We start from the raw sequence: 12,391 nt of genomic DNA on the forward strand, positions 1-12,391 counted from the left end.
CATATTCAGCATGAGGGCATAATAACTCGCTTTTTTAAAAAGCAAGTTTTGCATCCACTACAAAATTTAGGCATATCTTTGGGTAAATAGAATTCTATAATATCGTTGCCATTACGTAAGTTTTCCAAAAACAACTCTTTCATACGATAAGTACAACCTTTAACCTCTGTTCCATTGATTACTACTATTTTCATATACCAATACCCCCTTTTATATATCCGTAAAATAATTGTTACTATTTTTAATAAAATTGCAACTCTATCTAATATATATTAGTGTATTAATTATATTAGAGTCAGACTAATTAAGCAATTGTCTGTTTATTAATTATGGTGAAATATCTTCTTACTGGCTTCCTTCCAGAAAATATTACCCCTGTTCCACGCACTTCTTTTACTAATTGAAATACTTTAATTTGCCCTAAACTCTCAGAAATATTTCTTCCTATTCGAAAAGTATTGTGTTCCTGCATCAGCTTGTATATGACATCACCTGTAACTAACTTGCCTAATACCCACTCCCCATATTCACTAACATATTTTAGCCTAAGTATATAATACTTTATCAGCCTAGCCAATGAATTCCTAGTTCAATATTTATAAAAAATTCAACTGTTAGTTAAAATAATAAATCCTTTAAACTAATTGGTTTAAGGGTCAGATCTCTATTAAACATCCATTCTTTTTTTTATATTTTTATATCCAATCAGGATAAAAGCAACACATATAATTAACCCTAGTATAGCAGGTAAAATAATGGATTTGCCAGCCTCTCCACCAAATACTACACTCCAAGTCACCTTGGCAACAGCTATAAATACAAGCACAAATATTCCAATCCACATACTTCGCTTCCAAAAAGCTATGGCCAAGGCTGTAAGAGACATAGGTACTAAAGATGAAAGCTGGTGCTTCCATATAATGCAAGATTCAAATTACTTTACACTACCAATTATGATTAGCAAGCATACGAGTTATACTTCATCCAGTAACATGGCGGTAATAGGTTTCGCATACAGTCCTGTTACGGATATTAAGCCTACATATTCTAACCGTAACACTTTAGAACAAATCCTATTTGCTTCTCAATCAAAAAAATCAGGCCAATCCAGATTGTATTCTACTTCAACTCTCCCACTGTAAGTTTCCTAAGTTTTTCGTCACTCCTATAGATAAAGTTGTTGTTCTTTTTATTTGACGACATATTATCTTACTACTCAATCTCACATTAACAAAAAAAGACCATAGTACTTGATACTATCACTTATTGGATTAGGTCTAAATATCTCAGAATAAAGCTATAGGGAAATCGACTTGCTAAATAAATGTATATAAAACATAGGCTGCCCATTTTACAGCTTTTAAATATCCTTCAAATAACTTATTAGAATCTATCTCTATTATATCAGCATATTTATGTACATCTAGCCAATTTGCCTGTTCATATGCAGTAATCAACTTGAGAATTGGCACCAGATCTCCTTTTTGATAAACCAAAGAATCATAAATGGCATCCGATATTAATATCTTCTCTAATGCTTCTTTCATTGATTGGTCAAGCATTGCATCTAATACACTAAATAGACACATGGTATAAACTTCGTCTCTTCGATTCCTGTATTTACTATGAATAGCTATGTGTTCACCAAATTTTGCTCGAACTAAGGACATTCTAATCAGTTCAACCGGCTTATCTTTTGAAATGCTTTGGAGCATTAACACATGGATCCATCTTTCCAATTCTATAAGCCCCATATATTGTAACGCTAATTTTACTGAATTGAATGGGTCTTTTCTTCTATTGCTCATAACCCGCATTACACGATAAGAAAGATTTACATCTGATACAATAATATTTGCTATCCTGTTAAAAGAAGGCTCTTCCTTTCTTAATTCTTGTAAAATTCTAGAGTATTGGATCTTTGAATAATTTTTATCATTTGATTTTGCAACAATTTTGGGTTTACTAAAGAAAAAGCCCTGAAACAATTGGAATCCCATGTCTACAGCCTTACGGAAATCCTCTTCTGTCTCAACCTTTTCTGCAAGAATAGTTATATGTTGTGATAGTAATTCTTTAACATCGTACTTAATTGTATCAAGAGGGGTATTTATGATATCAATTTTTATGATATCCGCAATAGGTATAATTGAACTAAAAACGTCTTTTTTAAAATCATCTAAAGCTATTTTATATCCCATTCCCTTTAAATATTTTAATCTTTCTATTAGTGCTTCATCTATTTTTACGGTTTCTAGCACTTCTATTACTAATGAGTCGGAAGGAATCAATCCAATGGTATCTGACATAATGAAATCATAATCAAAGTTAACAAACGCTTTCCCATTTCCCACAATCTGGTTTAATCCCTGTTCAAAAAGACCTCCAAAAACACTAGCTGTAGCAGAAGTTGATGAGACATTTGCAAATTCCTCCGAATTTAAATCTACCCTATATAGAAGCTCATATCCATAAATTTTCATAGATTTGTTGAATATTGGTTGTCGTGCAATAAACATTAGACATCTTCCTTCTCATCATTTATAAGGCAAAATTTCGATATATCTATGACTTTTCCATTTGAATATTAGCCAACTTTGTTTATTTTAAAACAAACCAAAATATAATATTGTTCATTTATTATAACTAAAAAACTTACTTTATTTTATTATATACTACAAATAAAATTAGTCCATCATTTTTTCTACTAATCAACAAAATCCTACTGATACTGATGCAATAAAATCAAATACTAAAGCAGAGCAATACTAAAGGATAATCCTATAATTTTACTTGATGAGGCTACAGCATCCCTTAATATTGAAAACTAGCTTAAAATGAAACAAGCAATAGTAAACCCCTAAATGTTGAAAAAACATAATAATGATTGCTCAACCCTTTCAGCAGTCAAAAATGCAGGTAAGATAATTGTACTTGACCACGGCCAAGTAATAGAACAAGGAACTCATGAAGAACTATTGGAAAAAAAATACTATTCCATGTGGAATGCGAGAAAACAAGATTAAGTGTTATATAAATTTGCAGTTCTATAACAAATGTTGGGGTAGAAATAATATCCCCAACATTTATTTTCTCAAAATATAACACAAAAGGAAAATTGAAAAGAATAGAATTATCCAAAGTATGTCTAGACTTGGTAAATTGAAATGTTTTACGCTAAAATCTTTAAATCACAAGAAGATTTAAAGGAAAAATAGTTAAATACATTAAATATTACAATAAGTTCGAAATTCTCTTACTCATTAACAGCATCAGGAGATTCTGAATTAATATCTAATGACAATTCAAATAATGCATTGACCCCTTCATATTCTTCGTTTCTTCTTATTATTCCTGTCTTCTCATCATATGTATATGCACTTGAATCATAGAAGGTTGTATCGCTGACACATATATACAATCCATTATCTGCAAATTCCTCAATATTATTACATTCAGCGATTCTATATATAATACCATCCTCTACAATTTCAGTATAACCTCCACGCATTGTTATAATATTGAACTCCAACGGATTTTTACCTTTAATTAATGGAGAAACAAAGAACGAAATCTCACCATATTCAGAGTCTGTAGTATTTGGCATTGGAGTTCCATCTACATTTTCTATAGCTACAACAATATAGGTTCTATTATTTTGCACTATATCATTATGAGCAAATACATAATCAGTTAAGTTTTCTCCTGATACAACTCCTAACAATGTTATCTTATAGTTTCCGTATATTTGACTTTCATTAATAGTAATTACATCATCACTTAAAAAAGCATCAGCTAATTTTTTATCTTCTATAAATTCTGCTACCTGTGATGGTGAAAGATATCTCCAAGCTGCATATATCGAAATACTACCAATAACAAAAATTAAGGCTACAACCAACGCCGCTGCAGGAATTCTTCTTTTTTTAAATCTTTTCATCTGCTCTGCCTCCCTTATTTGACTTATAATTTTTTCATTTAACCTTCTATCTGGCTCTTCAGTTAAAATAAAAGCTTCTTTTAAAATTTCATCTATATTACTCTTCAAAATAAATCACCTCCAGTTTATCCTTTAATATCTTTCTTGCTTTGTGCAATCTACTTTTAACAGTTCCTTCAGGAATCTTCAAAAGTTTTGCTATTTCATTTAATGAAAGATCTTCCATATAATAAAGATAAATAGGAATGCGATATTTATCATTTAATTTTTTTACTTCCTGTTCAACTATATTTTTTTCTTCATTAGCCAATACTCGTTCTTCTAAAAAAGATGTTACACCTGCGACATTATTTTTTTGCTTTTCCTCTATCCATCTTTCCATCCTAGCTATTCGTTGCCTCCAGGCATACTTTCTTTTCTTGTTCTTCCAAATTCTTAATGTTATCGATAATAAATAACTCTTTGGATTTTGATCCATATGGATATCTTTCATTATTTCCACTGCTTTCAAAAAAGTATCCTGATACAAATCCTCCGCTTCCGTAAGATTACATGTCAACTGTTTACAGAAAATATATATATCTTTACCATATGTATTGATACATACCTCTAATTCTTCTATGCTCATTAATACTCACCTCCATAATATAGTCTTCTCTTCACACGTTTTTTGCTCTACACTTATACATTGTAACAATTATAAAATAGGTTCATTAAAATAGTCTAATTTTTTCCTTGTCAGGATAAGCACCTTGACCATGACTAATTCGGTTTTTAATTAGTTATAGTTCAACTTAACATATGGGGTAAGAAATACTGGAAATCATTCATGAAGGAAATACTGCTTACATGCTATTCATAAGTAAAAAAGTTCCATCTTAAAGAAAGTATTTTGGCCTCAGCGATGGGGATATCAATTTATAATATTTAATCAACGGTAGCTTTGCCATTCGTTATAAAAAGCAAAAGCATTTCAAATTTGCACTTATATCCTCATTTTTTAAGTATAATGTCGACATCGTATTGTAAAAGATAAAATAAGGTATATTGCTACGAAAGAATTATTAACGCCATTGACAATGTTATAGTATTAAAATGTTGAAAGACTAATTCAATTAAAAAAACAACTTGTATTATAATAAACAAGTTGTTTAAAACACATAAGATTTCAGCTAAATTTTACCTAACTCAATAATTAAGTAAATCCTCTTTTTAATAATTCAGTCATTCTATAGCAGCCATAGTATAACTTCCCTGTTTCAATAATTATTAATATATTTTTCTCTATTTGCCTATTGTGAATTTGATAACCACATTTGTTAATTTCTCAACTTCATTTATATCTTCAATTTTAAAACTTCTATTAATATTAAATAATGGGTAGATAAACTAAAACTAACAATTTGTCCCATTCTTTGTTCCTATGATGCTTCCAAAATCCATCCAACAAACTTCTCTCCAAAACAATTCCCCATTCTATCAATAGGCATTATTTACTGTTTCACTGCTTTTTTCCATAGCTTCTTCCATTTCTTTATAGAATAAAGGGAGCTCTTTATGCAAAATAGTTTTGATTGAATAACACATAGGTCTGAAAAAATCATCAGTTTCAGCTAATCCTAGTGGACAGCCTCCTCCACAAAGAAGAGAATATATACAATCTCTACATTCAGGTATTTTTTCTATATTACGGTTACGTATTGAGTTTTCCTTGAACTCAACTAAAGGATAATACTTTCCAACAGAAAAACGTTCTTTGCCAACACACCCCAAACATGGATAAATATCACCATAGGGATCAAACACCATACCATCAGAATGGGCATAGCAATAGGAATATAAAGGAATTATGGGCCTGCCGTACACTAAGTGGTCCAGTATTGAATTTTTTTTAGTTATAAAGTTGTTTATTCTTTGCCTATCCTCGAACGAGTGCTTTGTATCCGAACGATATACTTCAGTCAATATATCAATTCGTTCATCATGAGAGTCTTGAAGTAGTGTAGTCAATTCAAACGATAAATTGTCCTTATATCCTGAAAATCTGTCAAGCAGGTTTTCCCTTAAATCAATTCCGTTCTCATAATTGTTTTTGTCAAGATTCATTCTGATTCGAATATTTATCCCGCTTTCTAAACACCTTTCTATACCATCCATGATTTTTTTGTATGTAGGCTTTCCGTTAGCTAAAACTCTCCTGCTATTGTGAACCTTTTCGCTACCATCTAAAGTGATTAAAACTTGAGAAATTTTTAGAGACAAAAGCAAATCAAGGAATTCTGTCAGATAATAACCATTGGTAAAAATTTGATATGTTTTATCGGGAGCTTTATTAAAAAGGTATTCCAAAGCAGGTCTTGTTTTTGGAAGCAACGGTTCTCCTCCAAAAAGGCATATAGCCTGCAAGCCCTCACCCGCCAGTTTTAAAGCTGCATCAATTTGTTCAGGAGTTATAACCTCTTTTTTAAAATAAGCATCCCCCTCAAAGCAATAAGGACATCTAAAGTTACAGTCATAAGTCATAACAAAAGCAATAATTCTTTGTTCTTTTTGCCTTTGAATGTGGTCATTACGCAATACTTTTAAGATTTCATTCTTTATAGCTATTTCCTCTTCGTCATTATTTACTAGATATCCCCTAGATTGGAGATTACTCAATAACTCTACCTCCAAATCATTTTCTGGTACAATTTCTTCACAAGCCTGCCACTTGGACAAGGTTTTGTAAATAGGGGCATCGATTTCATCCATAGTACCTGTTAAAGAGTTTATCAGCAGTTTTTTGTCATCGTGTATGTCTACAAATATCATGTGTTTAATTAATTTCATTATTCTCCCTCCCTATAGCTGATTGGTTTGCTAATGGAGTCCATGGCTTCTCAGCAATGGCCTAACTAATGCCCATTATCTCCACCAAGTTTGTAGTACACACAAAATTTCCCAACAAATCACACTTCTAAAAATTATAATAAGCTAAATACCTAGCAAAATGTTAACTGTGATAAAAACCCTTCTATCACTGATATTTTAGATTGTTGTGATAGAAGGGTTTGGTTTTATAGCTTAGCTTTTTTCGAGTTACACATATTAGTAAACGAGTAAGCTAAACTACTTTACTAATATTAGCAAGCACAACACCAGTGGTTTCCAATCCCTATCATTGGTCCCATTGCACTATCTAGGTTTGACTTCTCATTTGCTATATCTTGTAAATTCCAACCATTTACAATAATTGGCTTCATTTTCATTATATTTTCACCTCCTAGCATGGCGTAAAGTTCCGCCTTCTTTTTGAATTATACCATGGTATATGTAAATTATAGTAAATTGTTTTGCTAAAGTCAAGTTATTCCATTAATTCCTTTTATCGCATTAATTTACATTTTCTTTCATTTCCTAACGTTTTTTATAAACTCCTAAATACCTCTAAATACTAGGCAAAACCTTGGACCACTTTATATTAATCTGATTCCTGCAATTTGTAAATTGGTATTACAGTTTTCGAAATACTGGGTCAAACCTATTATTCTCTTCAAAATCGGACAGAAAAACTTGTTTTTCTGAATCTCATCTGAATTATTCTATCCGTTATTTTACTAACCATATCAGCAGGCAATTCAATCCCATGAATACTGTCCCGAATTCCCTTATAGCATCCTCCTTAATGCATTAAATAATTCTCCTTTCTGGTTTAAATCCTATTTTGATACTTACCAGAAAAGAGAGTTCTATCTTCTAAAATCACAAATTATTTCACACTACCTTCTATTATTATGGAAACCGTCTTTTGTACTGCTTCTTTATAATCTGTATTCAAATATCTTGTTAATTGAGTTTTTTTTTACTATAACATATACTCACTCTTACAAACTTGTCTTCTGTTCTATTTCTTGTTAAGTAAAATACAATTAAAATGCAGAATATTGTAGATATTTCGGGAGATTTTAATGTTAAATTTACCCAATTTTTATGATATACTTTGGTATAAGCAATAGAGTAAATATATTTACTATTTTATATTTTATATTTCAAATTGCTTGCTAGACCCTTAAAAAAAGGGGAAAAAGAGGTTAAGGATTGAAGTGTTAAGCCAATTGAATATTGGATTTATTTTTAAAGAAAACACTAAAATAAACAGTTAATTTGATAATTAATCTTCTAGGATTCATAAATATTAATTAATATATTTTTAAGAAAGGAGGTTCAAAAAATGAAAATCAAGGCATTAATACCAGCTATCTTAAAAAGGAAAGTTGTGCATAGTAATATTTCATTATCCTGTTATTATGCAGGATGTGGGTCTGCAGATAGTTGGCCATTGCATGTGGACTGAAATTTGTACAGTAACCCAAGCGGGTTACTGTACGCTAGAATAAATTATAAGTAATGTAGGAGGAAAAAATGTTTCATATTTTTGAGAATAAAGATAAAAAGTATCTATATTTAACATCATATAAGCAATTCTTTGAAATTGATGAGAATACATATCTGATTTTAAAATTTAGCAATGATAATACCGAAATTAATAGAATTTTGAAAGTATATGAGCAACACGTTAATGAAGAAGATTATTTTGTAAAAAATGATGTTGAAGAATTAAGATATGGCTTGTTTTTATGCATTTCAAATGTATGCAATGCTAATTGTTCATATTGTTTTGCAAACAAAGGAAATTATGGCAAAGATGAAGGAATAATGAGTATGCAGATCGCTAAAATAGCAATAGATTTCTTTATAAATAAGGTGCCAACAAATGGGCAAGCCAATATTATTTTTTTCGGTGGAGAACCCCTGATGGCTTATAATCAGCTGGTTTCAACATGTGAGTATATAAAAGAAAGATATACTAATGAAAATATTCAACTTCACCTAGTTACTAATGGTACGTTGTTAAATGAAAAAATTATTGATTATCTGGCTATGAATAATTTTAGTGTAGGACTTAGTATTGATGGAAACGAAAAAGTTCAAAATGAACAACGGCCACTTAGAAATGGAATGAACTCATTTTTAGAAGCTACTAAACACCTAGATTACCTGTTAAAAAAAGTAAAATCTGTACATGCAAGGGGAACATATTCTAACTATAATAATTCATTAGTAGAAGCATATGATGCCTTGCTAAACCTCGGGTTTAGAGAAGTAAGCATACCTCCAGATATTTTAAGCGATAATATGAATAAAAAAATCAATTTATTAGATGAAGAATTGGATAATTTGTACGATTATATTGTAGATTATATAAATAATAATGATGATTTTCCTTTTGGTACTTTTATTGAACATATAAGAAGAATTTTTTTACCAAAAACGGATATAAAATATACCTGTGGCCTAGGGGAAGTAATTTACTCTGTTGATATTTACGGAGATATTTATCCATGTCATCGTTTTTCATCAGAAAATAATTATAAGCTCGGCAATGTTATGGATCAAGAAAAGGTTAAAGTCTTTTCTTTTGTGACAGAAGAATGTAATAAATGCTGGAATCAATATACTTGTTCCCATGGCTGTTGTTATAACGACTATATATTGACGGATTCTCTCAATAAAAAAAATCCATACTGGTGCGCTTATTCTAAAAAAATGACAGAATTATGTTTGGCTTTAATCCCAAAATTAAGCGAAGAACATTTAAAAAGGATATTGATGGTGCCATAGGAAAAAGGTATAAAGGAGGTACAATATGCTGGATAATTTAAAGAAATTTGTTTTTTTTATGGGAAAAAGATTAGAAGATAAAGATAAAAGAAAAATAGCTATTCTAGCTTTTATTGCACTTTTAACGAATATATTAATTGTACTGATTCCTTTAATGCAAAAGCATATTATTGATGATATAATCCAAAAACAAATGTATAAAAGTTCTATATTTACATTTTTAGGGTTAAGCATTTTATTATCAATAACAACATTAATAGAAATATTTTTGTTAAACAGCTTAAAAATATCTATTCAAAAAAATATCACTATGGATATGTTAACGTCCATAGTAAAAAAGGAGAATAAAATAGTTCAAACCAGAGGATCAGGTGCATTTATGAGTAGTATTTTCGGTGATTCTGAACAGTTCAGTATGCTTTTAGAAACAAATTATTTTTTTAGTATAGGTATACTCATTAGTGCTATTATTACCATAATAATAACACTTTCTTGGACTTGGAGCTTTCTTTTAATTATACTAACATCTTATATTATAATGGTCTTTGGTATAAAAGTGTGTACTCGGCTTTTCACACAAAATTTCGCATTGGCTAGAGAAGCGGTTTTTAAATTGAATCCAAAGGTTTTGGAATTTATAGAAAACAGAAAAACTATTATGAATTATAGCAATACACCTCAATACTTAAAAAAACTAGAGGATCTTATTGATAAAAGAGATGGATATTTTAAAAAAGCGTCTATCTATGATGCTTTAGGTAATACTATTATAGAAAATGTAAAAAATATTGCAATAACAATTTTTTTTATTGTATCAATGGTAGAAATATTAAATTCTAAACTAGATTTATCTTCTTTTATAGCCATGATATCGTATTTTAATATAGTATTTTTACCTGTATTAAACTTCAAGCAAATTTATGGGGCTTTAAATAAATTTCAAATGCTTTATTCAAGAACTTTCGATACACTTGATATACCTATTAAGGTTTGCTTACCGAGCAAAAATGAGTTGATAATTAAGAACATAGGTTTTTCATATGATGATGTAACAATTCTTAAAAACATAGATATAAAACTGGATAAGTTGTATGGAATTGTTGGCATGTCAGGAGAAGGAAAAACCACATTACTAAAATTATTAACTGGACAACTAACTCCAACAAAAGGAGAGATAATATACGGAAATCTTGATATTTCCGATATACCTATGAATATGATTTATTCATGTCTTAGATATTATAGTCAAGATATAGAAGTTTTTGATGATGATCTTTTATATAATATAACATTGGGTAAAGAAGGTATTTCAAAAAATGAATATTATGAAAAAATTGATATTTATAAGAAATTAATAAATGAAAGCTTAAATTGGCTTATTTCAAAGCAAAATCCCAATTTAAATGAAAATAAAAATTTTAAAACAATAATAAAAGAAATTTACAATTTAACAGAGGAAGAATGCAAAAACAAAAATATATTGAATGAAATAAAAAATAGATTAAAGCTTAGCAATTTGGCAGAAACCGTTGACTTTGTTTCTAAAGTATATGTATCAAAAAAATATTACATAAAAGAAAAATATAGACTAATTTTATCAGACTTAAAATTAGATTATTTGAAAGGTAGGAACTTTGGGCAGAGGGGGAGCAATTTATCTGGCGGAGAAAAGAACAAAATTGCTTTAGCTCGCTTTCTATTGCCAGAAATTGATGTTCCCATCATTATTGATGAGCCGTTTACAAATCTAGATTCTATTTCTGAACAGGAAAATCTACAAGTCCTTAGAAAATATATAGCTGGTTCAAAAGGAATTATTGTATCTCATAAGTTAAATGTAATTAAATTACTATCTGACGAAATAATAGTTATTAATAATAGTGAAATAGAGTCTAGAGGACTTCATGATGATTTATTAAACTCTTCATCCCTTTATACTGAATTATATGAAAATTTTTTGGAAAAGAAATCTGCCTTAAACGCATGATAACATTAAATTAATTAGGTAAATAATCTACTTTGATAATCAAGCAAGTTTTATCATTCTAATCATTTATTTGAAGAACATTAACTGCCTCCTACTTGATTACATTTGCCTTTTAGTAAGCACAAAATTATATAGATACATAACCCGCTTTAAAAAAGCGGGTTATTCTAACTTGCTATAAATATGAAAAGGAAAGCGTCAGAAAATCAATTTTAAATTCTATTTAATCATTTTAAAGTCAACTGCATGAGTATTTCGTCATAATATTCTTTATTAATATAAAAGAAGTGCTTACGACAACCACATATATGAAATCCAAATTTTTGATACAAACGTATTGCTTTAAAGTTATCTTCCCTGACTCCAAGAAATATATTTTTTAAATCTGCTTTTCTAGCAAAATCAATAGCTTGTTCTAATAAACTGCTTCCTATTCCTTTATTCCAATATTGTTTTTTTACTGAAATAGATAACTCTGCATTTTGTGAAAGTCTATTCCTTAAATACGAAATAAGTTGTAAAGAACCTACAATTTCATTATCCATAAGAGCAACAAGAATAATGCTAGTATCGTCATTAAATATATCCTGAATATACTCTTCTTCTTTTTCTAATGAAATATTGAATTCATCTTTACCAAAATTTAAATAATCGGTTTCTCCTGCAACAAAATTATAATATTTAATTAATTCACGAGCATCATCAACATTTGCACTTCTAATATACCAACAAAAGTTATTTTTGCAATAAAATTGTTTTTCAACATAACCCATATAATCACTCCCCAACCATATTATTGGATA

13 protein-coding genes are annotated in these 12,391 nt (G+C 29.5%); 5 read left to right on the forward strand and 8 right to left on the reverse strand.

Features of this window, described 5'->3' with window-relative positions; translation table 11 throughout:
* Positions 1-5 precede the first annotated feature (5 nt).
* Positions 6-194 carry a hypothetical protein gene (locus BLV68_RS15760; protein ID WP_200773715.1) on the reverse strand — a complete coding sequence of 63 codons (189 nt, stop codon included), beginning with the start codon at positions 192-194 and terminating at the stop codon, positions 6-8.
* 110 nt (positions 195-304) lie between these two features.
* Positions 305-577 carry a hypothetical protein gene (locus BLV68_RS09115; RefSeq protein ID WP_093753059.1) on the reverse strand — a complete coding sequence of 91 codons (273 nt, stop codon included), beginning with the start codon at positions 575-577 and terminating at the stop codon, positions 305-307.
* A 178-nt stretch (positions 578-755) separates the two neighbouring features.
* On the opposite strand from BLV68_RS09115, the gene BLV68_RS15270 reads away from it, so the two are divergent.
* Complete coding sequence (locus BLV68_RS15270) at positions 756-1,142, forward strand: hypothetical protein (RefSeq protein ID WP_143035266.1); 387 nt, start codon at positions 756-758, stop codon at positions 1,140-1,142.
* Positions 1,143-1,316: 174 nt separating this feature from the next.
* Here BLV68_RS15270 and BLV68_RS09120 read toward each other — a convergent pair whose 3' ends face one another.
* Positions 1,317-2,519: an EAL and HDOD domain-containing protein gene (locus BLV68_RS09120; RefSeq protein WP_093753061.1), complete on the reverse strand. Its 1,203-nt coding sequence runs from the start codon at positions 2,517-2,519 to the stop codon at positions 1,317-1,319.
* A gap of 345 nt (positions 2,520-2,864) precedes the next feature.
* Between BLV68_RS09120 and BLV68_RS16410 the strand changes: the two genes are divergently transcribed.
* Positions 2,865-3,026 carry a hypothetical protein gene (locus tag BLV68_RS16410; RefSeq protein WP_159428665.1) on the forward strand — a complete coding sequence of 54 codons (162 nt, stop codon included), beginning with the start codon at positions 2,865-2,867 and terminating at the stop codon, positions 3,024-3,026.
* Between the two features lie 230 nt (positions 3,027-3,256).
* Here BLV68_RS16410 and BLV68_RS09125 read toward each other — a convergent pair whose 3' ends face one another.
* From BLV68_RS09125 to BLV68_RS16115, 4 genes are all read right to left on the reverse strand, one after another.
* Positions 3,257-4,048 carry a hypothetical protein gene (locus BLV68_RS09125; RefSeq protein WP_093753063.1) on the reverse strand — a complete coding sequence of 264 codons (792 nt, stop codon included), beginning with the start codon at positions 4,046-4,048 and terminating at the stop codon, positions 3,257-3,259.
* Positions 4,038-4,568 (reverse strand): RNA polymerase sigma factor, encoded by a 531-nt coding sequence (locus BLV68_RS09130; RefSeq protein ID WP_093753065.1) that lies wholly within the window; start codon positions 4,566-4,568, stop codon positions 4,038-4,040. Before BLV68_RS09130 ends, BLV68_RS09125 begins: the two co-directional genes overlap by 11 nt.
* An 851-nt stretch (positions 4,569-5,419) precedes the next feature.
* Positions 5,420-6,769: a radical SAM/SPASM domain-containing protein gene (locus BLV68_RS09135; protein WP_093753067.1), complete on the reverse strand. Its 1,350-nt coding sequence runs from the start codon at positions 6,767-6,769 to the stop codon at positions 5,420-5,422.
* 293 nt (positions 6,770-7,062) lie between these two features.
* The gene (locus BLV68_RS16115) at positions 7,063-7,188 is read right to left on the reverse strand and encodes a hypothetical protein (protein ID WP_268807627.1); all 126 of its coding nucleotides are present in this window, start codon (positions 7,186-7,188) and stop codon (positions 7,063-7,065) included.
* Between the two features lie 962 nt (positions 7,189-8,150).
* On the opposite strand from BLV68_RS16115, the gene BLV68_RS16120 reads away from it, so the two are divergent.
* The 3 genes from BLV68_RS16120 to BLV68_RS09145 all read left to right on the forward strand — a co-directional run bounded on the left by BLV68_RS16120 (position 8,151) and on the right by BLV68_RS09145 (position 11,588).
* Positions 8,151-8,273 (forward strand): hypothetical protein, encoded by a 123-nt coding sequence (locus tag BLV68_RS16120; RefSeq protein ID WP_268807628.1) that lies wholly within the window; start codon positions 8,151-8,153, stop codon positions 8,271-8,273.
* 68 nt (positions 8,274-8,341) lie between these two features.
* Positions 8,342-9,601 carry a radical SAM/SPASM domain-containing protein gene (locus BLV68_RS09140; protein WP_093753069.1) on the forward strand — a complete coding sequence of 420 codons (1,260 nt, stop codon included), beginning with the start codon at positions 8,342-8,344 and terminating at the stop codon, positions 9,599-9,601.
* Between the two features lie 58 nt (positions 9,602-9,659).
* Positions 9,660-11,588, forward strand: a complete 1,929-nt coding sequence (locus BLV68_RS09145) for an ABC transporter transmembrane domain-containing protein (RefSeq protein WP_159428666.1) — start codon at positions 9,660-9,662, stop codon at positions 11,586-11,588.
* 227 nt (positions 11,589-11,815) lie between these two features.
* Here BLV68_RS09145 and BLV68_RS09150 read toward each other — a convergent pair whose 3' ends face one another.
* Positions 11,816-12,361, reverse strand: a complete 546-nt coding sequence (locus BLV68_RS09150) for a GNAT family N-acetyltransferase (protein ID WP_093753073.1) — start codon at positions 12,359-12,361, stop codon at positions 11,816-11,818.
* Between the last annotated feature and the right edge of the window lie 30 nt (positions 12,362-12,391).

Origin of the sequence: Tepidimicrobium xylanilyticum (assembly GCF_900106765.1) — a bacterium.
In the GTDB taxonomy this organism is placed as follows: Bacteria; Bacillota; Clostridia; order Tissierellales; family Tepidimicrobiaceae; genus Tepidimicrobium; species Tepidimicrobium xylanilyticum.

What these genes read in the sequence shown, in the direction of transcription:
- BLV68_RS09140 (WP_093753069.1), top strand. Translation starts at nt 8,342, where the DNA reads ATGTTTCATATTTTTGAGAATAAAGATAAAAAGTATCTATATTTAACA.
- BLV68_RS16120 (WP_268807628.1), top strand. Translation starts at nt 8,151, where the DNA reads ATGAAAATCAAGGCATTAATACCAGCTATCTTAAAAAGGAAAGTTGTG.
- BLV68_RS15760 (WP_200773715.1), bottom strand. Translation starts at nt 194, where the DNA reads ATGAAAATAGTAGTAATCAATGGAACAGAGGTTAAAGGTTGTACTTAT.
- BLV68_RS09145 (WP_159428666.1), top strand. Translation starts at nt 9,660, where the DNA reads ATGGGAAAAAGATTAGAAGATAAAGATAAAAGAAAAATAGCTATTCTA.
- BLV68_RS16410 (WP_159428665.1), top strand. Translation starts at nt 2,865, where the DNA reads ATGTTGAAAAAACATAATAATGATTGCTCAACCCTTTCAGCAGTCAAA.
- BLV68_RS09135 (WP_093753067.1), bottom strand. Translation starts at nt 6,769, where the DNA reads ATGAAATTAATTAAACACATGATATTTGTAGACATACACGATGACAAA.
- BLV68_RS15270 (WP_143035266.1), top strand. Translation starts at nt 756, where the DNA reads ATGGATTTGCCAGCCTCTCCACCAAATACTACACTCCAAGTCACCTTG.
- BLV68_RS09130 (WP_093753065.1), bottom strand. Translation starts at nt 4,568, where the DNA reads ATGAGCATAGAAGAATTAGAGGTATGTATCAATACATATGGTAAAGAT.
- BLV68_RS09150 (WP_093753073.1), bottom strand. Translation starts at nt 12,361, where the DNA reads ATGGGTTATGTTGAAAAACAATTTTATTGCAAAAATAACTTTTGTTGG.
- BLV68_RS09120 (WP_093753061.1), bottom strand. Translation starts at nt 2,519, where the DNA reads ATGTTTATTGCACGACAACCAATATTCAACAAATCTATGAAAATTTAT.
- BLV68_RS16115 (WP_268807627.1), bottom strand. Translation starts at nt 7,188, where the DNA reads ATGAAAATGAAGCCAATTATTGTAAATGGTTGGAATTTACAAGATATA.